The organism is Parasedimentitalea nitratireducens, from assembly GCF_057444295.1.
Window position 1 is genome coordinate 220,277 of record NZ_JBYAXC010000001.1, and the last position, 22,454, is coordinate 242,730.

Below are 22,454 nucleotides of genomic sequence, written 5' to 3' on the forward strand. Positions count from 1 at the left end.
CGGGCACTGCCCTAAGTGTGCTAAAACAACTGCTCCACCAGCAGCAGCGACAGCGGCAGGGTCAAAAAGGCCAACCCGGTCTGAATAGTCGTGATCGCCGCCATCAGCGGAGCATCGCCGCCCATCTGTCGCGCCAAAGTATACGAGGCCGAGGCGGTTGGAGATGCAGCAAACAGCAGCGCAACCATGGTCTCAAGCTCGGACAACTCCCAGATCTGCGCCAGCACGACGGTGGTCAATGGAAAGACCAGAAATTTGCCACAGATCGACAGCACCAGCGGCACCGTCGCGGCCTGCATCGCCCGCAGCCGCAGATTGGCGCCAACGCACATCAACACAATCGGCAGCGCAGCGTTGCCTAGCAGGCGGGTTGTGTCATGCAGCACTGGCACTTCTCCGGCCCCCAGCACATTGAACGACACCCCGGCCAACACCGACACGATCAACGGGTTGCGCGCCAAATCTCGCAACACCATGACCAGCACATTCCGTTCGCCATTGCGTTTGTTCAGCACCACCATCAGCGGCACAACCGACAGGTTTGTGACCGGGATCAACAGCGCCATTGCCAATGCGCCCAGCGACAGGCCTTCAGCTCCAAACAGACTGCCCGCAATCGACAGTGCGATAAAGGCGTTGTGGCGGGCTGCGCCCTGCATCACCGAGCTGGCACTGGCCCCCGGCAGTCCAACGGCCTTGGCCGCACCAAGTCCAAACACCAGCGCCGTGGCCATGCCACCGATGATCACCACAGAATAAGAGCCCACCAGCTCAGCCGACAGTTCGATGGTGGATGTCTTGTGGAACAGCAGCGCGGGCATCAGAACCCAATAGACCAGCTTGTCGTTCAGGTTCCAGAATTCAACATTGGGGATCCCGTTGCGCCGCAACAGGTTGCCCATCACGATCAGGATAAAGATAGGGGCGATTGAGACCAGAACCGGCAACAGGGTCATTCGTAACTCCTCGGCATTTCACCCAAACGGTTAGCTCACGCTGTCAGGGTCAAATCCAACTTCGCGCATCAAATCATCTGACCGCTGTTCAACCCGCTGCTCCAGAGTTGCCATGAACTCCCGGCGGCTTAGTCCAGGCTTGATCGGCTCCAGAAACTCCACCACTGCCACACCGGGAAAGCGCGCCATGCCCTTGCGCGGCCACATCACGCCGACATTGGTGGCTACCGGCACACAGGTCTGGCTCAGCTGGTCGTACAGCACCGCTGTGCCAACTTTGTAATCCGCCTTGACCCCGGGTTTCACACGGGTGCCTTGGGCATAGATGATCAGCTGTCCGGCCTCTTGGCGGCCAGCATCCACATCACTCACCATCTTCTCAATGGCGGCACCACGTTTGCCCCGGTCAACCGCGACACAGTCTAGCAGCTTGGCATACTGGCCAATCACCGGCATCTTCAGGATCTCTTTCTTCATGATGAACTTGGCCGTCGGCAGCGCGGTAAAGATCATCATGATGTCGAGAAACGACTGATGTTTGGCGGCGATCAACACTTCGCCTTCCGGCGGCGTGCCCCGCACCTCGCAGCGGATGCCTACCATCCAGCGCGCGGTCCAGAAAATCCAGCGCGAATAGGTCTTGCAGCAGATCCGGGCCCCGGTCTTGCTGAAAATCGCCCAGGGCGCAAACACCAGTCCAATGATAAACATCATCGGATACATCTGGATCGAAAACAGCAGCGCTCGGATCCGCTGGATCGGTGTCATCACGTCAAATCTCCCAGTTTTTTCTTGGCTGCACGGGTGGTGGCGATGAAGGCCACCAAGGCCCCCAGCATCGGGATCAGCAAGGGTAACAACCACCCCCAGCCGACAAAGCCCAAGCCGGTCAGAAACCCGCCCTCGTCAGAGGCGGCGGGCATCAGCCAGACGCCAATCATTCCAGTAAGAACACCAACCCCACAGCCGATCAGTGCGCGCAGGGTGAACCGGCGCACAAAGGCATGGGCGATATAGCTATCCTGTGCGCCCACTAGCCGCAGCACCTCGATCACCTGCGCATTGGCCGCCAGCGCGGCGTTAGCCGCAAGGGTAATCATCCCGGCCATGGCCCCACCAATCAGCAGGATCGAAAACAGCCCCAACCGGCGCAGTGACCGCGCCGCATCCACCAGCGGTTTACGCCAGCGACTGTGATCATCCAACACCGCGCCCGGCACCTCGGCCTGCAGGCGAAGCCGCAACCCGTTGGCGTCATAGCCGCTTTCTGTTTCCAGAACTTCGATCAGCTGCGGCACTGGCAATGTGTCCAACGGCAGCTCAGCCCCGAACCAGGGGGCCAGCAGCTTGGCCTGCTCCTCACTGCTCAGCGCACGGGCCGAGGCCACACCGGGTGTTTGCTGCAAAATGGTCAATGCCGCCTGTGTCTGCGCCGCGCGCTGATCGGCTGGTGCATTGATCCGCAGGGTTGCGGCGCGGGCCAGCTCATCCGCCCAGCGATCGGCCAACCGGCCTGATGCCAGCGACAAAGCTAATGCAAAGACGGTAAGGAAGGCCATCGCAGCTGCTACAAACAGGGTGAGCTGCGCGGTAAATCCGCTGGGGGGTACAACCCGGTCCGCTTGCGCGTCGCCCATGATCAGGCGGCGAATACGACCGCTCATAGATCTGCCCCCGCCAGCTGCAACCGTTTGTCTGAAATCCGCAATACCCGCGTCTGCACCTGATTTTTGGCCGCCCGGATCAGGGCCAGATCATGTGTCGCGACCAGAATGGTTTTGCCCATGCGGTTCAACTCGACCAGCAGCTGCAACAGCCGTTGCGACATTTCCCAGTCGACGTTGCCGGTGGGTTCATCCGCAATCACCACATCCGGTGACAGGATCACCGCGCGGGCTACCGCAGCACGTTGGCGCTCACCGCCGGACAGCTCGGGCGGGGTTGCATGGGCGCGATCTGAGAGACCAACCCAGTTCAACAGCTCTTGCAAATTGGCCTCTTCCTGGCTCAGATCCTTACCCGACACCGTCAGCGGCAGGGCAATGTTTTCGACAACCGACAGGTGGTCCAAAAACCGGCAGTCCTGATGCACCACACCAACCCGACGGCGCAACATCGCCATCTGATCCCGGTCCAGACCTTTGACATCCATGTTGAACGCCCGCACCCGTCCCGAGGTCGAACTCAGCGCACCATAGCAAAGCTTTAACAAGGTGGTCTTGCCGGCCCCGGAGGGCCCGGTCAAGAAGTGGAACGAACCAGGTGACAGCTGCGCCGACACATTGGTCAGCAACTCGCCACCGCCGTAATTGTAGCCTACATTGTCCAGCTCTATCACGGCCGCCCCCTACTGATATCCAAGCCGTTGTGCCCTAGCGGCCGGGCAGTTTCAATGGGTCGCGCTGTTGCCATGACACCCCGACCTGCCCTAAGCACCACGATTGCGTGAATTGCCCCTTTCTTGGCGGCAAGGAACTGCTTATGGTCGCTCATTAATTACCATCCGACAGGGGCATACGGCCCAGGAGAAACAGAATGCGGCTGACATGTCCGAATTGCGAGGCCCAGTACGAGGTGCCGGATGAGGTTATCCCATCCGAAGGTCGCGACGTGCAATGTTCAAACTGCGGCGATACCTGGTACCAAAATCACCCCAGCGCGGAAACCAGCCCTGCCCCCGAGGTTTCTGCCGAACCTGACATGGTCATGGATCAACAGCCTGAGCCGGAACCCGTAGCACCAGAGTCGCAGCCCCTGCCCGAAGACGAGCCAGAACTCCAAGACCCGGAACCTGAAGAAGATCACATGGAAGCGGCTCCAGAATTGGAAGCCGAGTTCGTAGAAGAAGACGAAGACGAGGAACCCGCCCCGCCACCGCCATCTGCTTCGGGACTGGCGCGCGGTGTGGACCCATCGGTCAGCGGAATCCTACGCGAAGAGGCCGAGCGTGAATCCCAGTTACGGGCTGCAGAAACATCCGGCATGGAAACCCAACCCGATCTGGGGCTGGAAAGCACCGATGGAAATGAAGCCTCCCGCCATGCCCGTCAGGCCCGCAATCGCATGGCCCGTATGAAGGGCGAAAACCCGGATTTGATCGCCGCAGCCGAAAGCGGTTCTCGGCGGGGGCTGCTCCCCGATATCGAGGAGATCAACTCAACCCTGCGCGCGGGCAATGATCCGGTGGCACAGCCAGACCATGCAGCCCTTGAGCAGGAACCCGCCCGTAGAAAAAGTGGATTTTCACGCGGTTTTGCCATTATGTTGCTGCTCGTTCTGGCACTGGTGATGATTTACACCAACGCGCCACAGATTGCGGAAACCCTGCCGCAGGCTGATCCCTATCTCAGCTCCTATGTCGCCATGGTTGATCAAGCGCGGCTTTGGTTGGACACCACAGTAAAAGGTCTGATGTCGGCTCAGTAACCTGGCGCCGACATCGCTTTACCTAGCCCAGCGCTTTGCGACGCAGTTCTGATCTAGAACTGATCCAGCAAACGCTGAAGATAGCTGCGCTCACCTTTGCTGCGGTCACGCTCGTCAGACCGGCGGCGAATTTCCTCGAGCAAATCCCAGGCACGGCGATAGGCGCTGCCTTCGCCAATGCGGCTGCCATCGTCGCCAACCCCACCATCGCCATCCGGCAGGTCGCGGCCCAGCGGATCCATCCGGTTGCTTTCGCGGGCACTGTTGCGCCCCATTTGGCTGCCCGGTTGCCCCTGTTGCTGCTGTGCCATGGCTTCACCCAGCGATCGCATACCTTCGCGCAAACGCTCCATCGCCTCGGCCTGGCGATCAATCGCTTCGGCCAGATCCCCCTGTTTCAGCGCGTCTTCGGCACCTTGCATGGCACGGCCTGCTTCCTCTAGCGACTGACGCGCGGCATCACCTTCGTCACTACCACCCAGCGGCAGACCATTTTGCTGGCGCTGGAGTTCTTGCCGCAGGGCCCGCTGACGCTCTGCCAGTGAATCGCCGGGGGACTGGGCACCGCCGCCCTGGCCTTCTCCCGGTCTGGCCTGTCCGTCTTGTCCTTCTTGGCTGCCACGCTGGCCTTGCTCGCTCTCGCCGCCCTGACCACCCTCGTGGTTCTGGCCCTGCCCGGCGCCGCCATTGCGCCCCTGGTTGTTCTGGCTTTCACCTGCGCGCGCGCCCGGATTGAACTGCTCCTGCAGATCGCGGAACGCCTGATCCGACAGGCCTTGCTGTTCCTTCAGCGTCTCAGCCAGCCCTTCCATGGCCTGCTGACCTTCGCTGCCGCCCTGCCCCTGCTGAGACTGGGTTATGCGCATGTTTTCCATCAGCTCCTGCAATTCCCGCAGGGCCTGTTCGGCCTCGGCCATGCGGCCCTGTTCCATCAACTCCTGAATGCGATCCATCATCGCCTGCAAATCATCCTGCGACAGCTGCATCATGTTGTCGGGCATCTGGCCTGGATCCATCATCTCGCCATTGGCCTCGGCCTGACGCTGCAACTGACGCAAATAGTCTTGCGTTGCATCCCGCAGTTCCTGCATCAACTCGGCAATCTCCTGATCGCTAGCCCCGTCGCGCATCGCCTGGCTCAGCCGCTCCTGCGCCCGGCGCAACCGTTCCAGCGCATCACCCACATCGCCATCTTCCAGCATCAGCGCCAGATCCCACAGCGCAGCGCCTATTTCCTCTTGCCACTCGGGGCTTAGCCCTACCTGCGAATATGTCTCAAGCCGCCGCAGGATCATCCGCATCCGCAAATACTCAGTGGCTCCGTGGAACTGATCTTCGGGCCGGTGTGACAAGGCGCGCATGATCTGTGCCACCCGAGGCGCATTGGCGCGCGACCACAACAGATCACGCCGTTGCTCGGCTATCGCTGCTGCCAGCGGGTCAAAGAACCGTCGCGCCACCAGGTCTGCGCCCAGATCCATTGCCACGCTGCTTTGCCCCGCCGCGTCCCGCGCAACAAAAGTATAAGCAACTGGCAGATTGGCCCAGGGGTGCTGCGAGAAATCATCAATCAGATATTCGGTAAAACTGCGCCGGTCACCGCTAAGCGGCAGAGGAAGATCCAGCACAATCTCGTCCCGTGGATCGGGATCAATAGCCAAACCATGGCGGCGGTCCAGTGCCAGCAGATCCAGCGCAATCCGCACCTCACCGCTGACCACGCCATAGTCATCCGCCGCCGTAAACGGCAGCGACATGGTGCCATCGGCCTCGATCTCGGGCATGCCAGCCGCCGCGATCTGGGGCGGTTCGTCAGCGATCACCTTGATTCGCCAACTGCGACCACCCGCGCCCTCGATCGACAACTCACCACCCTGAACCACTTCGAATTCTTGCTGAGCATCCGCCGCCGAGGGCAGCTCTCCGGTGCGGCCTGATATAGTTTCGGCCAGGGTCAGATCACCGGGTTGTCCATAAAATCGCAGGGTCACAACGCTCCCCTGTGGCAGCTCTAGCGTATTGCTGTCCGCGTCATTCAAGTAGCGTGTTGGCAAGCCGGTGTAGCGCGGCGGCTGCAACCATCCCTCCCATGTTGGCCCCGCCATGGCTGAGGCCGATCCCGGCCCCATGTCGCCCACCGATCCAATCCGCCAGATCGAGCCAAACAGCACGGCCACCACCAGCCCCAACAGCGCCACATAGCGCAGAGCAAAGGGATCAGCCGCCGCGATGCGCAAGTTTGGTGCCGGCGCCTTGGCATGCGCTGCGCGGGATTCCATCCGCGTCTTATGTGCCCGCCACACAGCAGCCGAGGCTGCGTCTTCGCCGCCAATCGCCTGATCATCCAGCAAGGCATTAATCGGGCGTCCCGGCAGAGTTTCGTCCAACCGCATCAACGCGTCAGCCCGCGAGGGCCAGCGCAGATGTCGCAGCCCCCAGATCAGCGCCACAAGGCTTGCCAAAAAGGTGACAACTGCTGACGCCCACACCAGCTCGACCGACAGGATATCGTGCAGGCCCAGCATCAAGGCGGCCAGCGCGACCATCAGGACTGATGCCAACGGCCAAAACGCCCGCAGGCTAGTTTCGGCCATCATGCCCAGCCGCGTCAGCCGCAGGGGCCAACGCAGTTTGTTCAGTCGTGGATCAGGCCGTGGTTTTGCACCCATGTCGCAATGATCTCCTGCGGGCCCGCGCCAAATCGCGTCAGAGCCACTCGGGTATGCTATCGCGATTTATCATTTCGTCAAAGGTCGGGCGTGCGCGGATAACCGCGAATTGATCGCCATTCACCAGAACCTCGGGGATCAATGGGCGCGAGTTGTACTCGCTGGCCATCACCGCGCCATATGCCCCGGCACTGCGGAAGGCGATCAGATTTCCCGCAGCCATCGGTGGCAGGTCGCGTTGTTTGGCAAAGGTGTCACCGCTTTCGCAGACCGGGCCGACGATGTCATAGGGCTGACTTTCAATGCCGACCGCAGGTTCAACCACTGGGATGATATCGTGATGGGCTTCGTACATTGCCGGGCGGATCAGGTCATTCATCGCGCCGTCAATGATCAGGAAATCGCGGTCCTCGCCGGATTTCACATAGATCACTTCGCTGATCAGCATACCGGCATTGCCCGCAATCAAACGACCCGGCTCAATCTCAATCTCGCAGCCCAGATGGCCCAGTGTGTTCTTGATCAGCGTGCCGTATTCTACCGGCAGAGGCGGCGCATCGTTGGATTGCGTGTGATAAGGAATGCCCAAACCACCGCCCAGATCCAGACGGCGAATATTGTGGCCTTCAGCCCGCAGAACCTCAGTCAGTTCCGCAACCTTTTCATAGGCCAAGCGGAACGGCTCCAAATCGGTCAATTGCGAGCCAATGTGCACGTCGATCCCGATCACCTCTAGCCCCGGCAGGGCCGCAGCACGGGCGTAGACCTCAACTGCGCGGGAAATCGGAATACCGAATTTGTTTTCAGATTTGCCAGTGGCAATCTTGGCATGGGTCTTGGCATCCACATCCGGGTTCACCCGAACCGTGATCGGCGCCACCACGCCAAGTTCCAGCGCAACGGCGTTGATCACTTCCATCTCAGGTTCAGATTCGACGTTGAACTGGCGGATACCACCGCTCAGCGCCACGCGGATTTCTTCGGCGGTTTTACCAACGCCGGAAAACACAATCTTGTCACCGGGAACACCCGCCGCCTTGGCGCGCAGATATTCGCCCTGGCTGACCACATCCATACCCGCGCCGACCGCTGCCAGTGTCTTCAGAATCGCCTGATTGCTGGCTGCCTTCATCGCATAACAAACCAAATGGTCGATGCCATCCAGCGCGTCGTCAAACAGTCGAAAGTGTCGCTGCAGCGTTGCGGTGGAGTAGACATAGAATGGGGTACCAACGGCAGCCGCAATCTCGGCTACCGGAACATCCTCGGCGTAAAGCGCGCCGTCGCGATAAAGAAAATGATCCATGCCTGCGCATAGACCGATTTGAGGGGCCAGATCAATTGATTCCGCTGCATTTCAGCACCCCAAGCGCTCCCGCCCGCGGTCAGACATCACATATATCTGCCCCCCGTTGAGCCCAAGGTGGAGCCGATTGCTTCCCAGATCACTCTATGCGTCGCATCGAAGCTGAGTTAGGCTTACTCACGATTTACTGTGTTTTTGGCTGAGGAATGGCCTGTCGTTGAAATACATCGGCGAAAGCTTCCGCGACAAGAGCGCGCTCTAATTAATAACCAAGGTGCCCAAGTGATGTTTACCTTCTTCCGAAAACTAATAGCTTTGTTCCGCCCCACAACATTCGACCCCAAGAACCCTCCACTGGGAATGGAAGCGATGGACTTAGACCTGGTGAACCGGACAATTTCCGAGAACGAACGGATCGAAGACGAAAATTGGCGCAGCATAAACCGGCGATAGAACAGAACGGAAAATGACGAACTCCTAGCCGACTTGCTTTGCCACGTTCGATGATATTCGGTCGATCCAAATTCAGAATCTGACATTGGCGCAGCCTGTGCGAAATGGCGCTTTGCCCCCCTTCCCTCGATTTGCCAGCCTCGGGTCAAGGACCGCATCGCGGCCGCGCTTGCGCGGTTTATCCTTGAGGCGGGGATGGCTGACTTCACACTTGAACTGGTTCCTGAGGGGCAGTCCTGCCCTTCAGGAACCTCTCAGCAGAAAAGACAACGCCGCGCAAAGCGCGGCGCCGGGCCCAACGCTGCAAGGCGGCTCAGTGACAGCTGAGGCACCGCGCAGGGGCGGGAGAGCTAGGGTAAGTTCAGAACCCGAGGTAGATATTCAACGGTCCCTTGTGCAGGCCAACGGCACCGCCGACATGTACGCCGCTGTTGGATACGCCAACACCCGCACTCACCGAAGGCTGTACCGGTTCTCCATCAACACCACAGGCGGCCAGACTACTGGCAACCAGCAAGATCAAACTCCATTTGCGCATCTTCAGGCCTCCTGTTCACATTCGAAATCCGGCACTATCAGCCGTTCAACGCCTCAGTCCAGCGAGCAACTTGCTGACGCACCTGCGCCGGGGCAGTGCCGCCATAGGACATGCGCGAGTTTACCGAGTTTTCGACGCCAAGCACAGTAAAGATATCCTCAGTAATGCCCGTGTGAACCCCCCGCATGTCTTCCAGGCTCAGATCCGGCAGATCACAACCTCGGCTTTCGGCCATGGCGACCAGTGTACCGGTGACGTGGTGCGCGTCTCGGAACGGCACCTTCAGCACCCGAACCATCCAGTCAGCCAGATCGGTCGCAGTCGAGAAACCAGAGCCCGCAGCGGCAGCCAAAGACTCACGGTTGGCGGTCATGTCTTTCACCATGCCCTCCATCGCCGCCAGGGCCAGCATCCAGTTGTCGGCGGCGTCAAAGACCTGCTCTTTGTCTTCCTGCATGTCCTTGGAATAGGCCAGTGGCAGGCCCTTCATCACCATCATCAGCGCGGTGTTGGCGCCAAAGATCCGGCCCACCTTGGCGCGGATCAGCTCGGCGGCATCCGGGTTCTTTTTCTGCGGCATGATCGATGACCCGGTCGAAAACCGGTCCGACAGGGTGACAAAGCGGAACTGGGCGGTGGACCAGATCACCAGTTCCTCGGCAAAGCGCGACAGGTGCACGGCACAGATCGAGGCGGCACTCAGAAACTCCAGCGCAAAGTCACGATCTGAAACAGCGTCCAGCGAGTTGGCAGCGGGGCGATCAAAGCCCAGCGCGGCGGCGGTCATGTCGCGGTCAATCGGGAAAGATGTGCCAGCCAGCGCCGCAGCACCCAGGGGTGATTCGTTCATTCGAGCACGGGCATCACGCACACGGGACAGATCCCGGCCAAACATTTCCACATAGGCCATCATGTGGTGGCCCCAAGTAACTGGCTGCGCCACCTGCAGGTGGGTAAAGCCAGGCATAACCCAATCGGCTCCGGCCTCGGCCTGGGCCAGCAGTGCTTTGATCAGTGCCAGCAGGCCAGCCTCGGCGGCGTCCAGCTGATCGCGCACCCAGAGTTTGAAATCGGTTGCGACCTGATCATTGCGCGACCGGCCAGTGTGCAAGCGCCCTGCTGGTTCGCCGATGATGTCTTTCAGACGGGCCTCCACATTCATGTGAATGTCTTCCAGCGCGGTGGAAAACTGGAAAGTTCCGTTGTCGATCTCTGACAAAACGGTGAGCAGGCCTTCCCTGATCGCTTCGGCATCGTTATCGGTGATCACGCCTGTTGCGGCCAACATCGCCGCATGGGCCCGCGAGCCGGCAATGTCCTGCGCCGCCATCCGTTGGTCGTATCCGATCGAGGCATTGATTGCCTCCATGATCGCGTCCGGGCCAGCGGCAAAGCGGCCGCCCCACATCTGGTTCGAGGTTTGGTCTGTCATGGTAGGATACCCGGAGCTAAAATGCGTCTGTTACGTTTGATCCCCCTTTATATCGCCCTGAGCTTGGGTGCAAATGCTGCCCTTGCGCTCGACATCTCTGAGCTGGAAGCGATGCGTGTCGGCGATATGAAGAAGCTGAACTTTCACAGCGCCCCCAAGGAGACCTCGGACAAGGAGTTCCACCTGGAAGACGAAAGCGGCATGGGATCGCTGTCGGATTACCGGGGCAAGATCGTTTTGCTGAACTTCTGGGCCACCTGGTGTGCCCCTTGTCGAGCCGAAATGCCGATGCTGTCAGAACTACAGGCCGAACTGGGCGGTGATGATTTTGAGGTGCTGACACTGGCCACCGGTCGCAACACACCCGCTGGTATCGTAAAGTTTTTTGATGAGTCCGGCATCACCAACCTGCCCCGCCATCAGGACCCGAAACAGGCGTTGGCCCGAGAAATGGCTGTGCTGGGCCTGCCGATCACCGTTATTCTGGATCGCGAGGGGCGCGAGATTGCCCGGCTTCGCGGCGATGCCCATTGGAACTCGGACAGTGCCAAAGAGATTCTCAAGGCATTGATCGCCGAGGAATAATAACGCGCTATCTTGTCTTTTGTGGCCCTCTCAATTGTGCCGAGAGGGCAGCAAGTGGAAAGGATAGCCCATGCATCCCGTTGTTTTACTGATCGGCCGGTTACCGCATGTCATTGGCAATGTGGCCCGACAGCTGGACCACCTGCCCATTGAATGGCTGGGGGCCCATGACCACGGCGAAGTGGTGCGCCAACTGGAATCTGAACCCCGGATTGCCTGTGTGATCATGGGGGCTGGGTTGGACGACGACGTGCGCGGTGATCTGGTTGGCATCATTGCCTCGCTGCGGCCTGATGTCTGCATCCATCTAAAGGACCGCGCCTCTGGCCCCGAGGGGCTGGTGCCCTTTGTTCAGCGGGTGGTGCAACAGGAACTGCTGCCGCAGACTGATCGGATGGCAATGGCTGGGTAACCTCCCGCGATTAGGGCAAAATCAATCAGAACCATCTAGGATAGCTGGGGTCTGCTGATGCCCGGATTCCCCTTTTGTTAAAATGCAATCTTTAATCGCTGATTCACCCTTTTGGTGGATCGTGTCTGTCGATGCGTAACGCAAACAGACTCAGACCAGTGATGAGGGCCAGAAGGTGAATAAAAGGCGCAAAAAAAAGATCGATCTGCAAAAGGCCGATATGCAGGAAGGGTCTGATAACCCTTTGAACGCCGCCGTGGTGAGCCGGGATCATTCGACACTCGACATGGTCGAAGAAGCCATCAAGCACAACCAAACCATGCTTGCCTTTCAGCCGGTGATGCAAGCGATGCCGCCGCAGGATGTTGCCTTTTACGAGGGCTATATTCGGGTGTTGGATGCCACGGGCCGCGTGATCCCAGCCCGGGAATTCATGCCGGTGGTTGAAGACAAGGAAATGGGCCGGGTGCTGGATTGTCTGGCACTGGAACATGGGTTCAGGGCACTGAACCGCAACAAGAACATTCGCCTGTCCGTTAATATGTCGGCCCGGTCTATCGGATACGGCCGCTGGATGCGGGTTGTGGAGCGGTTCATGCGCAAAGATGCCACATTGGGTGAGCGTCTTGTGCTGGAAATTTCCGAAGCTTCGGCCATGGCCACGCCCGAGCTTGTAATCGATTTCATGGACCGGATGCAGGAACATGGTATCGCCTTTGCGTTGGATAACTTTGGCGCAGGCACTTCGATCATCAAACATTTCCGCGAGTTCTTTTTTGATGCGGTCAAGATTGATGGCCAGTTTATTCGAGGCATCCATGCCAACCATGACAACCAGGCTGTTACCCGCGCATTGGTGTCGATTGCCAAGCAATTTGACATGTTGATCGTCGCTGAATCAGTTGAAAGCCGTGAAGACGCCGAGTTCCTGATGTCCATTGGTGTCGATTGCTTCCAGGGCTTCCTGTTCGGCGCGCCTTCGGTCAGCCCGCCGTGGATCGAGGATATGAAAAAGCGCAAAAGCGCCTGATCTCAGGCGGATCAAAGCTCAGTATTAATACCCGGTCCGCCATCGGATCGGGTATTTTTGTGTTTGCACAATTGACTCAAGCCCCCTGTCTGAGACACGCTGCCAATTGCTGCACCTGCAGCAAAACGTATTTGAAGCCCAGTAAGGGAGGGAAATGCTAGTGCTGCGACTGCAAAATGGATGCCCGGCACTGTGCCATTTTCCGGTACATGATTAATGGCAGAGGACCCATATAAATGACCAATGTTGTAATTGCATCCGCCGCGCGTACCGCCGTCGGCAGCTTTGGCGGAGCCTTCGCCAACACCCCAGCTCACGATCTGGGCGCAGCCGTTCTGCAAGCCGTTGTTGAACGCGCCGGTGTTGAACGTGGCGAAGTGTCTGAGACCATTCTTGGTCAGGTGCTGACCGCTGCTCAGGGCCAGAACCCCGCCCGTCAGGCCCACGTCAATGCTGGCCTGCCAATTGAATCCGCCGCTTGGAGCCTTAACCAGGTTTGTGGTTCAGGCCTGCGTGCCGTAGCACTGGGTGCTCAGCACATCATGCTGGGCGACGCCGACATCGTTGCTGCTGGAGGTCAGGAAAACATGACCCTGTCGCCCCATGCCGCACACCTGCGCGCTGGTCACAAAATGGGTGACATGAAGTACATCGACACCATGATCCGCGATGGTTTGTGGGATGCGTTCAACGGCTACCACATGGGGCAAACCGCTGAAAACGTTGCTAACAAGTACGAAATCTCGCGCGATGAGCAGGATGTCTTTGCGGTTGCTTCGCAGAACAAAGCCGAGGCAGCGCAGAAGGCTGGCAAATTTGCTGACGAAATCACCGCCTTTACCGTGAAGCACCGTAAGGGTGATATCACCGTCGACAGTGACGAGTACATCCGCCACGGCGCCACTATCGAAGCCATGCAGAAACTGCGCCCTGCCTTTGTGCGCGACGGCGGTTCGGTCACAGCGGCCAATGCCTCGGGCCTGAACGACGGTGCGGCGGCGACCCTGCTGATGTCAGCTGACAACGCTGAAAAGCGTGGCATCACACCTCTGGCACGCATTGCATCCTATGCCACCGTGGGCCTTGACCCGTCGATCATGGGTGTTGGCCCGGTTTATGCATCCCGCAAAGCCTTGGACAAAGCTGGCTGGAGCGCCAGCGACCTTGATCTGGTCGAAGCCAACGAAGCCTTTGCTGCGCAGGCCTGTGCTGTGAACAAGGAAATGGGCTGGGACCCTGAAATCGTCAACGTCAACGGCGGCGCCATCGCCATTGGTCACCCCATTGGGGCCTCGGGCTGCCGCGTGTTGAACACATTGCTGTTTGAAATGCAGCGACGCGACGCCAAGAAAGGTCTGGCGACTCTGTGTATCGGTGGTGGCATGGGTGTTGCCATGTGTGTTGAGCGCCCGTAAGCGACTCAAAACATAAGCTAATTACAAGGGCGTCCGTTGGGCGCCCTTTTTCTTTGCAACACCACCATGTCGCGATGATTTATTAGGCACAAACCCGCTTAGCGTGCCATATTGCGTAGTTTAACAGCTTGCGGCTATGCTTTTCATACCCATGTCACATAGCGCATGCGACAATTTATGCGGCGCTGCGGCATTATTTTGCTTGCGCAATAAAATTGCGCATGTAGGACTAAAACAGTACCAAGATTACCCAGTGAACCATTACCAAAGGATTCTCCATATGGCACGAACAGCTCTCGTCACCGGTGGCTCGCGCGGAATCGGCGCAGCGATCTCTAAGGCACTTAAGGCCGAAGGTTATAATGTTGCGGCCACCTATGCCGGTAATGACGAAGCCGCCGCGATCTTTACCGAAGAGACCGGCATCAAGACTTACAAATGGAATGTCGCCGACTATGAGGCCAGCCAGACTGGGATTGCCAAGGTCGAGGCAGAGCTGGGACCGATTGATATCGTGGTGGCCAATGCCGGCATCACCCGCGACGCGCCGTTTCACAAAATGACGCCAGAACAGTGGCATGAGGTGGTCGATACCAACCTGACCGGCGTTTTCAACACGGTACACCCGATCTGGCCTGGCATGCGCGAGCGCAAGTTTGGCCGCGTGATCGTGATCAGCTCGATCAATGGTCAAAAGGGCCAGTTTGCCCAAACCAACTATGCCGCGACCAAGGCAGGCGATCTGGGCATCGTGAAATCCCTGGCGCAAGAAGGTGCCCGTGCTGGCATCACCGCCAATGCGATCTGCCCCGGTTACATTGCGACGGAAATGGTGATGGCAGTACCCGAGAAAGTGCGCGAGTCGATCATCGGCCAGATCCCGGCTGGCCGCTTGGGTGAGCCAGAAGAAATCGCGCGCTGTGTGGCGTTCCTGGCGTCTGAAGACTCGGGCTTTATCAATGGTTCGACCATTTCGGCCAACGGTGGTCAGTTCTTCGTCTAAGCACTGACCAACAACAAACAAGGGCCGGTCCATTTGGACCGGCCCTTTCTGTATCCCGTAAGAACGCGCGCGCTGCGCTCAGCGGGAAATCTGGTGATCGATTAGCTCACCGCACCGAGGGGCGCAGCGCCGGTGGACCGGCGGGAGCGAAACAGCCAGGTCCAGATCTCGCGCATCATTTGTCCCCGCTCGGCGTGGGCGCGAGCAATTGCATCCCGGGTGGCAGCGTTGGCGCTATATTCCAGCATTTTGCTCTCCTTCGGTTTAGTCTTCTTTATCTGCAGCCAATATGGCTTTGGACGACAAAAGCCACAAACGAGACTTTTCACAGCTTCAGTTAAGTATTACTTATGTGAGCATGTCTGCCCGTTTTCCTCCGCTTACTGCCCTGCGTGCCTTTGATGCCGCTGCCCGCCACATGTCGTTTTCGCGTGCAGCGGATGAATTACATGTCACCCCTGCGGCGCTGTCTTTTCAGATCAAATCGCTAGAGGAACATCTGGGGCAACCGCTGTTTCACCGCCTGAATCGGGCGGTGGAGCTGACCGAGGCTGGCAAAGCGCTGGCCCCCGGTGCGGCCGAGGGGTTTCAGACGCTAAACGCAGCCTGGAACGAGGCACTGCGACTGCAGGATAACACCACGCTGACTGTGACCGCAGGCCCTGCCCTGACAGCCAAGTGGTTTGCGCCGCGTCTGTATGAGTTTGCGCGATCGCACCCCGAGATTGATCTGAGTTTTTCTGCGACGCTGCGCAAACTGGATCTGACGCGTGACAATGTGGATGTCGCAATCCGCTTTGGCGATGGCGAGGACAAAGGGCTATATAGCATACCGGTGCGCAAGGAATGGCTGGCCCCGGTTATGACACCGGAACTGGCCGAGCAGTATCCAACACCTGAAAGCCTGATAAATGCGCCGCTGATTTACGATGATTCGATCAGTTTTTTGCGGCCAGCCTGTGATTGGACAACTTGGTTTCGCGCTATGGGGTTGGACTACACACCGGTTCACGGCACTCATTTTTCCAACGCGGACCATGCGGTTGATGCAGCGATTGCTGGCGTCGGCGCGGTGCTGGGAAGGCGCGCCATGATCGTAAAGGATCTGGCGGATGGACGTCTGGTTGCCCCGTTTAAAACCGCAATCGAGACAAACGGGCGATTCCGGTTTCTGTGCCTGCCGGGGGCTGAGACCCGGCCACAAATCGCAGCGTTCCGCGATTGGTTTCTTGCCGAGATTGAAAAAACCGCTCATATCTCGGATCAGTTTGATATTATCCCTGTTGAGGACATCCCCCCCGTATGACCAGATCCAAGGCCACCGCAATTGGCTTCATCGCAGTTTTGCTGTGGGCACTACTTGCGCTATTAACAGTTGGTTCGGCCCCAACACCGCCACTGTTGTTGAATGCGATCTGCTTTAGCATTGGCGGTGCACTTGGCCTAATCTGGACCGCTGCAAGTGGCAAGTTGGGGCAACTGCGCAAGGTGTCATGGAAAATCTATGCTTTTGGATCTGTCGGACTGTTTGGCTACCACGCGTTGTACTTTTCTGCCCTGCGTCTGGCACCAGCGGCTGAGGCCGGGTTGATAGCCTATCTGTGGCCCCTGCTGATTGTGCTGCTGTCCGGCCTGTTGCCAGGCGAACACCTGCGACGCGGTCATCTGATCGGTGCGGTGCTGGGTTTTGCTGGCGCGGCAACGATCATTGCGGGCGGCGGTACCGGATTTCAAATGCAATTCCTGCCCGGCTATGGGCTTGCCCTGCTCTGTGCGCTGACATGGTCTGGGTATTCGGTGATATCACGGATGATCGGCACAGCCCCAACCAGCTCGGTTGCGGTGTTTTGCCTAGTGTCAGCTGTTGCCTCTTGGGGACTGCATTTCGCGGTTGAGGACACTGTATGGCCTGTTGGTACACTGGGTTGGACATCGACCCTATTGTTGGGGCTTGGGCCGGTTGGACTGGCGTTTTTTGTCTGGGATATCGGCGTCAAGCAGGGCGACATTCAGATGCTGGGCACCAGTTCATACGGGGCACCGCTGTTGTCGACATTGGTTTTGGTGATTGCGGGCATTGCGGCCCCATCCTGGGGCTTGGCTGTAGCGGCCGGGTTGATCACCCTGGGCGCAGTTGTAGCTGCACGCGCCAGCCCATCCTTGTCCTGACGCGGCGCATCCGTCGCGGCAGTCCTTGTGCAATGGTATCGCTCTGACGCATTGGGCGGGACCGCGAGGTCCCTGCCCGTGATTAGGTCAGGTCAGTTCGACATGTGATAGTCGTTCTATCTCTTCCTTGAGTTTCAGCTTCTGCTTTTTCATCTCGGCAATTTGCAAATCATTTGAGCCCGGGGCGCGTTGCGTTTGTTCGACCTCTTCACTCAGTTGCTCGTGCTTCTTTTTTAGTTCAACCAGATGCGAGCTGATGCTCATGGCAGTCCTCCTTAGAGCTAAGTTTGCCCAATGAGTGGACCATAAGACAAAGGAACTGTCACGCTGCAGGCGCATTGAATTGTCGTTATTCGCAAAGATCGGCCAGTTATTGCTGGCGATTCATCTAAAACTAGCATGACTGCGCGGGGACCTATCGGTAAACGGGCCATTTCAGCGCATCACCCTTGCGCAGGATGGCTGAGATACAGGGGCGGTAGCTCTCTCCATCTGCCTCGTGACGCTCGCCTACGTGCAGGATCAGCGGCGCGTGAAGGCGAAATGCGGCCCGTCCAGACTTGCGCGCGCGCAGGATCAACAGCTCGGGCGCGCGACCGACACGGGCCGCCAATGGCAACACTTCGATCGAGCCTAACCGCCCCTCGCAGGCAGCCAGCATATCTGGCAGGCGGTCCACCCGCTGAATCATGCTGAGATACCCCCGCGGGGCCAAACGCTTTGCTGCCACCTCGATCCAGGTGGACAGCGGCGTTTGCTCTCCAAGTGCAGTGGCGCGACCCGGATCCGCGGCCGAACTATGGGCCCCGCGCGCGTAATACGGCGGGTTGGCGATGACGTGATCAAACTGCTGCTGGCGTAGATCCTGCGACAAGGCGCTGAGATCTGCCTCGTGCACATCGAGTGCAATCTTATTCTCAGCAGCGTTTCGCCGGGCCAAGGCGGCATAGCTGGGTTGCAGTTCAACCCCGGTCAGGTGCAAGTCAGGAACCCGCGTGCCAAGGCACAAGAGGATCTGCCCTGCCCCACATCCCAGCTCGAGCACGCGCTGGTTGGGTCGGGCTGGAATGCTGGCCGCCAGCAACACTGGATCGACCCCAGCGCGATAGCCATCACGGGGCTGCCAAAGTCGAACCTGACCGCCCAGAAATTCATTACAGCTGAGCGCGCTGTCGTCGAACAAGGTCATATACCCAGAGGGATTTCATTGTCGCGCATGACCCGCTCGGCGGCGGCGTGATCGCCGACGCGCACCATCAAACGGCGCGGGAAAATACCGATGCCGCCTTCGAGTATGCTCATATTTACGTCCACCTGAAAGCAGTCTATATCCTCCCCCTGAAGAAGGGCGGTGGCAAAGGCCATGATGGTCGGGTCGGTGCTGCGCAAAAGTTCCTTCATAAGATGGGATCTAAGGGCAAGCTTGGCAGGTTGTCGAGCCTTGCAATCGGGAATGTGATGAATCAGAGCATGACAACTAAGCCACACGAGCTGCTGGCAGCGACCCTGAGCGACGAGATGGCGGCGGTCAACGAGCTGATCCGTACCCGGATGGCATCAAAACATGCGCCCCGAATCCCCGAAGTAACGGCCCATTTGGTTGAGGCCGGCGGCAAGCGCCTGCGCCCGATGCTGACTTTGGCCGCAGCCAAGATGTGTGGTTACCAGGGTGAGCATCACCTGAAACTGGCCGCAACGGTTGAGTTTATTCACACCGCTACCCTGCTGCATGACGATGTGGTGGATGAGAGCGGCCAGCGTCGTGGTCGCCCAACTGCCAACCTGCTGTGGGACAATAAGTCGTCAGTTCTGGTGGGCGACTACCTGTTTTCGCGCAGTTTCCAGCTGATGGTGGAAACCGGATCGCTGCGGGTGCTGGACATTCTGGCCAATGCCTCTGCCACGATTGCCGAGGGCGAGGTGCTGCAGATGACCGCAGCGCAGGATCTTAAGACCGGTGAAGACATCTATTTGCAGGTTGTGCGCGGCAAGACGGCGGCGCTGTTTTCGGCGGCAACCGAAGTGGGCGGCGTGATTGCTGGTGCTGATGATGAGCAGGTTCAGGCATTGTTTGATTACGGTGACGCGCTTGGGATTGCTTTTCAGATTGCCGATGACTTGCTGGATTACCAAGGCGACGCCAAAGCCACTGGTAAAAACGTTGGCGATGATTTCCGAGAGCGCAAGCTGACACTACCGGTGATCAAGGCCGTGGCGCAGGCAACGGATGAAGAGCGTGATTTCTGGAAGCGGACCATCGAGAAGGGGCGCCAGGAAGACGGTGACCTGGAACATGCGCTGGAGTTGATGGGCAAATACGACACCCTGTCTGCAACGCGCGATGATGCCAATGTCTGGGCCAACAAAGCCAAAGAGGCGTTGGGCGTTTTGCCAGAGCACCCCATTCGGCAGATGCTAAATGATCTGGCTGATTACGTGGTTGCACGGCTGAACTAGATTGGATTGGGGGCGCGCCCTATGGGAGCGCTCAGGACAAAATCGTTGGCTGAACCCACCAATCGGGATGTGCCGAACTGATTTCCTCAGCTGCATAATGTGCGGCGTTCAGTGTCGGATATAGCGCAAAACAAGTTGCCCCAGATCCCGACATACGCACCAAAATCGAATTTCTTGTGCAATTTAAGCCTGACAGCACTTGGTCAATTGGCCGAGCAATCGCAGCGGCTGGAACCTGTAAATCGTTACGCTGATCTTTCAGCCAACCAGCGACGTTGGCCGGGGTCTCAAAGTCAGGAATGTACGACGGCATTGGAGGGTTATTTCGCCATGCCAACTTAGAAAAGACAGTTCCGGTAGGGACACGCACTCCGGGGTTGACCAGCAGCGCGGGCAGTTTCGGCAGGTTAACGGGGCTGATCTGCTCGCCAATGCCCTGCATGCGCGAGGCCCGCGCTGCCTTGCAAACAGGAATATCAGCCCCGAGCGATAGCTCGAATTCTTTTGCAACAGGCAACCCCTGCGCAGAAAGAGCCCGTAGCACTGCGGCAGCGTCGGACGAGCCGCCGCCAATGCCAGCACCGTGAGGCAGCACCTTGTCCAGACTGATCTGTCCGGTCCAGCCTGCGCCATCGGCTGCCTGCCAGACCAGATTGCGCTGATCTGTAGGGACACCTTCGGCAAATTCGCCAGTGACCTTGATTGACAGATCGTCTTTCGGTGACATCACAATCTGATCACCAACATCTGCAAACACCACCAGACTATCAAGCAGGTGATACCCGTCGTCTCGTTGTCCGGTGATGTGCAGTGTCAGGTTGATCTTGGCAGGGGCAAAGGCCTCAACCGTCATTGGCGAGTTTCAGCGGCTCTTCGCCTTCTTCGGCCAAAACCTCGTCCAGGCCAATCTCAAGCTTGCGGCGGATGCGATCCGGGTCGGCCTCGGCGTCGGTATCTTCGGGATCCACAAAGGACAGCGCCCGCTTCCACTGAAATTCCGCTTCAAGATAACGACCCACGGCCCAGAACACATCACCCAGATGGTCGTTGACCACCGGATCAACCGGCATCAGTTCAACCGCCTGCTCCATACGCTCCACCGCTTCGTCATAGCGGCCAAGGCGGTACAGGACCCAGCCCAGGGAATCGACAATATAACCTGAATCCGGGCGGGCATCGACGGCGCGCTGGATCATATCCAGAGCCTCGTCCAGTTTGATCTGTTTTTCGACCAGCGAATAACCAAGGTAGTTGAGTACCTCGGGGCGGTCTGGGTTGATTTCCAGAGCGGCGCGGAAATCCTTTTCAGCCTGTTCCCAGTTCTGCAAACGCTCGTGGCTGATGCCGCGCGCATAAAGCAGGAACCAACGTGCAGCGCTTTCGGGATCCATAAATTCCAGCGCGTTATCATAGGCGGTTACAGCATCAGTGTAGTTTTCCTGCTGTCGCAAAAGATCGCCAAGCGAAGAATAGACATTTGGCTGAGTTGGGAAATCGCGTGCCAGCTGGCTCAATACTTCGATGGCTGCATCAGGCTTGGCAGCGCGGCGCAGGGCCTCGGCGCGGCCCATTTCTGCGGCGTGATAATCTGGATGGCTTGTTAGCACCTGGTTGTAGGTGGCCACCGACAGTTCATAACGGCCGAGATTATCCAACAACTCGGCGCTCAGCAGCACCGCGTCGACGTGTTGTGGGCTAAGTGCCGTGGCCATTCTGGAATAGACAAGCACATAGTCATCTGCAGCTTCACCGCTGAGGGCTGAAGCAACGGTAAAGAACACCTCGGCGATCCCGTCGGTGACTGACGCGGCCTGCGTAAAGGGCAACTGATCACCAGCGACAAGCCGGTCGTGAATATTGGTCAGACCCGGATCAAGATGTGTCCCAAAAGCATCTGCTAGGACATCAAGGGCTTGCTCGTTTTGGCCCCGCTGAGACAGGATCTGCACCCGAGCCAATGCGGCCCGACGTGTGATCAGCGTCAACCGGCCGTTGTTAGCGGCAAACATCGCTTCGGCGGCTTCGAAGTCACCTGTCGAGGCCAGCGCCAATGCACGGTGATAGAGCGCAAACACCCGCAAACCTTCGTCTTCCGCAAGGCTGTCGAATGACGCGAGTGCCTGGGTCAGATCACCGGCGCCCAAATGCGCCCAAGCTATGACCAGACCATCAACCAGAGGGCCAATGCCTTGCTTATCCAGATCACGTTCCAGCAGGGCCTGATAGTCTTCAGACTGGCTTAGACCACCAACCATCACCATATTGGCAACCTGGCTGTTGATGCCTTCTTCCCACATCCGCTGGGCAACCGGCACAGCCCGCTTCAGTTCACCCAAGGCCAACTGCGCGAAGACAACACTTTCCATCAAGACAGCATTTTGTGGATCGTGGACCAATGCTCGCGAATAATAGTCCGCAGCAGCTCCAAAATCGCTATCGAGCGTTGCAGCACGGCCCGCTAGATAAGCCCCTGCAGCTTCTTGAGCCGAGGTTGGGGTTACTGTGCCAAATGCCATAGAAAAGGCCAAAGCCGCAGTTGCGGCGCGTCGGAAGGGAAAAGTCACCGGATCGATTGCCTCGCTATACGTGTTTTATAACAAGCT

At 58.4% G+C, this 22,454-nt stretch carries 24 protein-coding genes; 10 read left to right on the forward strand and 14 right to left on the reverse strand.

The window, feature by feature from the left end:
- Positions 1-20: 20 nt before the first annotated feature.
- The 4 genes from AC2T28_RS01100 to AC2T28_RS01115 are packed head-to-tail and all read right to left on the reverse strand — an operon-like array spanning position 21 to position 3,294.
- On the reverse strand, positions 21-956 hold the full coding sequence (locus tag AC2T28_RS01100; protein ID WP_486747098.1) for an AEC family transporter: 936 nt from the start codon (positions 954-956) through the stop codon (positions 21-23).
- 30 nt (positions 957-986) lie between these two features.
- The gene (locus AC2T28_RS01105) at positions 987-1,724 is read right to left on the reverse strand and encodes a lysophospholipid acyltransferase family protein (protein WP_486747099.1); all 738 of its coding nucleotides are present in this window, start codon (positions 1,722-1,724) and stop codon (positions 987-989) included.
- Positions 1,724-2,620 carry a cell division protein FtsX gene (locus AC2T28_RS01110; protein WP_486747100.1) on the reverse strand — a complete coding sequence of 299 codons (897 nt, stop codon included), beginning with the start codon at positions 2,618-2,620 and terminating at the stop codon, positions 1,724-1,726. The genes AC2T28_RS01105 and AC2T28_RS01110 overlap by 1 nt, the downstream gene beginning before the upstream one ends.
- Entirely contained in the window at positions 2,617-3,294 is a 678-nt protein-coding gene (locus tag AC2T28_RS01115; protein ID WP_486747101.1) for a cell division ATP-binding protein FtsE, read from the reverse strand. Before AC2T28_RS01115 ends, AC2T28_RS01110 begins: the two co-directional genes overlap by 4 nt.
- Before the next feature lie 197 nt (positions 3,295-3,491).
- Here AC2T28_RS01115 and AC2T28_RS01120 point away from each other — a divergent pair, with 197 nt between their 5' ends.
- Positions 3,492-4,382, forward strand: a complete 891-nt coding sequence (locus AC2T28_RS01120) for a zinc-ribbon domain-containing protein (protein ID WP_486747102.1) — start codon at positions 3,492-3,494, stop codon at positions 4,380-4,382.
- Positions 4,383-4,435: 53 nt separating this feature from the next.
- On the opposite strand, the gene AC2T28_RS01125 is transcribed toward AC2T28_RS01120, so the two are convergent.
- Both AC2T28_RS01125 and lysA read right to left on the reverse strand, forming a co-directional pair.
- Positions 4,436-7,051, reverse strand: coding sequence for a DUF4175 domain-containing protein (locus tag AC2T28_RS01125; protein WP_486747103.1), 2,616 nt, complete (start codon positions 7,049-7,051; stop codon positions 4,436-4,438).
- A gap of 37 nt (positions 7,052-7,088) precedes the next feature.
- Positions 7,089-8,357 carry a diaminopimelate decarboxylase gene (gene lysA / locus AC2T28_RS01130; protein WP_486747104.1) on the reverse strand — a complete coding sequence of 423 codons (1,269 nt, stop codon included), beginning with the start codon at positions 8,355-8,357 and terminating at the stop codon, positions 7,089-7,091.
- A 285-nt stretch (positions 8,358-8,642) separates the two neighbouring features.
- Here lysA and AC2T28_RS01135 point away from each other — a divergent pair, with 285 nt between their 5' ends.
- Entirely contained in the window at positions 8,643-8,810 is a 168-nt protein-coding gene (locus AC2T28_RS01135; protein ID WP_486747105.1) for a hypothetical protein, read from the forward strand.
- 361 nt (positions 8,811-9,171) lie between these two features.
- Here AC2T28_RS01135 and AC2T28_RS01140 read toward each other — a convergent pair whose 3' ends face one another.
- Positions 9,172-9,348 (reverse strand): hypothetical protein, encoded by a 177-nt coding sequence (locus tag AC2T28_RS01140; RefSeq protein ID WP_486747106.1) that lies wholly within the window; start codon positions 9,346-9,348, stop codon positions 9,172-9,174.
- 37 nt (positions 9,349-9,385) lie between these two features.
- Complete coding sequence (gene argH, locus AC2T28_RS01145) at positions 9,386-10,780, reverse strand: argininosuccinate lyase (protein ID WP_486747107.1); 1,395 nt, start codon at positions 10,778-10,780, stop codon at positions 9,386-9,388.
- A 21-nt stretch (positions 10,781-10,801) separates the two neighbouring features.
- Here argH and AC2T28_RS01150 point away from each other — a divergent pair, with 21 nt between their 5' ends.
- The 5 genes from AC2T28_RS01150 (at position 10,802) to phbB (ending at position 15,225) form a co-directional block, all read left to right on the forward strand.
- Entirely contained in the window at positions 10,802-11,365 is a 564-nt protein-coding gene (locus AC2T28_RS01150; protein ID WP_486747108.1) for a TlpA disulfide reductase family protein, read from the forward strand.
- A 70-nt stretch (positions 11,366-11,435) separates the two neighbouring features.
- Positions 11,436-11,777, forward strand: coding sequence for a hypothetical protein (locus tag AC2T28_RS01155; protein ID WP_486747109.1), 342 nt, complete (start codon positions 11,436-11,438; stop codon positions 11,775-11,777).
- Positions 11,778-11,997: 220 nt separating this feature from the next.
- Entirely contained in the window at positions 11,998-12,807 is an 810-nt protein-coding gene (locus tag AC2T28_RS01160) for an EAL domain-containing protein (protein WP_486747996.1), read from the forward strand.
- 236 nt (positions 12,808-13,043) lie between these two features.
- On the forward strand, positions 13,044-14,222 hold the full coding sequence (locus AC2T28_RS01165; RefSeq protein WP_486747110.1) for an acetyl-CoA C-acetyltransferase: 1,179 nt from the start codon (positions 13,044-13,046) through the stop codon (positions 14,220-14,222).
- A gap of 280 nt (positions 14,223-14,502) precedes the next feature.
- Positions 14,503-15,225: an acetoacetyl-CoA reductase gene (gene phbB / locus AC2T28_RS01170; RefSeq protein WP_486747111.1), complete on the forward strand. Its 723-nt coding sequence runs from the start codon at positions 14,503-14,505 to the stop codon at positions 15,223-15,225.
- Positions 15,226-15,326: 101 nt separating this feature from the next.
- Here phbB and AC2T28_RS01175 read toward each other — a convergent pair whose 3' ends face one another.
- Entirely contained in the window at positions 15,327-15,473 is a 147-nt protein-coding gene (locus AC2T28_RS01175; protein ID WP_486747112.1) for a hypothetical protein, read from the reverse strand.
- A gap of 110 nt (positions 15,474-15,583) precedes the next feature.
- Here AC2T28_RS01175 and AC2T28_RS01180 point away from each other — a divergent pair, with 110 nt between their 5' ends.
- A complete protein-coding gene (locus tag AC2T28_RS01180) occupies positions 15,584-16,531 on the forward strand; it encodes a transcriptional regulator GcvA (RefSeq protein ID WP_486747113.1) in 948 nt (315 codons plus the stop codon).
- Complete coding sequence (gene yddG / locus AC2T28_RS01185; protein WP_486747114.1) at positions 16,528-17,394, forward strand: aromatic amino acid exporter YddG; 867 nt, start codon at positions 16,528-16,530, stop codon at positions 17,392-17,394. The genes AC2T28_RS01180 and yddG overlap by 4 nt, the downstream gene beginning before the upstream one ends.
- Positions 17,395-17,481: 87 nt before the next feature.
- Here the strand turns inward: yddG and AC2T28_RS01190 are convergent, their stop codons facing one another.
- The 3 genes from AC2T28_RS01190 to AC2T28_RS01200 form a co-directional block, all read right to left on the reverse strand.
- Complete coding sequence (locus AC2T28_RS01190; RefSeq protein WP_486747115.1) at positions 17,482-17,658, reverse strand: YdcH family protein; 177 nt, start codon at positions 17,656-17,658, stop codon at positions 17,482-17,484.
- 151 nt (positions 17,659-17,809) lie between these two features.
- Positions 17,810-18,583 (reverse strand): tRNA1(Val) (adenine(37)-N6)-methyltransferase, encoded by a 774-nt coding sequence (locus tag AC2T28_RS01195; protein ID WP_486747116.1) that lies wholly within the window; start codon positions 18,581-18,583, stop codon positions 17,810-17,812.
- A complete protein-coding gene (locus AC2T28_RS01200) occupies positions 18,580-18,795 on the reverse strand; it encodes a putative signal transducing protein (RefSeq protein WP_486747117.1) in 216 nt (71 codons plus the stop codon). The genes AC2T28_RS01195 and AC2T28_RS01200 overlap by 4 nt, the downstream gene beginning before the upstream one ends.
- Positions 18,796-18,852: 57 nt before the next feature.
- Between AC2T28_RS01200 and AC2T28_RS01205 the strand changes: the two genes are divergently transcribed.
- Complete coding sequence (locus AC2T28_RS01205) at positions 18,853-19,851, forward strand: polyprenyl synthetase family protein (protein WP_486747118.1); 999 nt, start codon at positions 18,853-18,855, stop codon at positions 19,849-19,851.
- Between the two features lie 31 nt (positions 19,852-19,882).
- On the opposite strand, the gene AC2T28_RS01210 is transcribed toward AC2T28_RS01205, so the two are convergent.
- Positions 19,883-20,704: a 4-(cytidine 5'-diphospho)-2-C-methyl-D-erythritol kinase gene (locus tag AC2T28_RS01210; protein ID WP_486747119.1), complete on the reverse strand. Its 822-nt coding sequence runs from the start codon at positions 20,702-20,704 to the stop codon at positions 19,883-19,885.
- Complete coding sequence (locus AC2T28_RS01215; RefSeq protein WP_486747997.1) at positions 20,694-22,367, reverse strand: tetratricopeptide repeat protein; 1,674 nt, start codon at positions 22,365-22,367, stop codon at positions 20,694-20,696. Before AC2T28_RS01215 ends, AC2T28_RS01210 begins: the two co-directional genes overlap by 11 nt.
- Between the last annotated feature and the right edge of the window lie 87 nt (positions 22,368-22,454).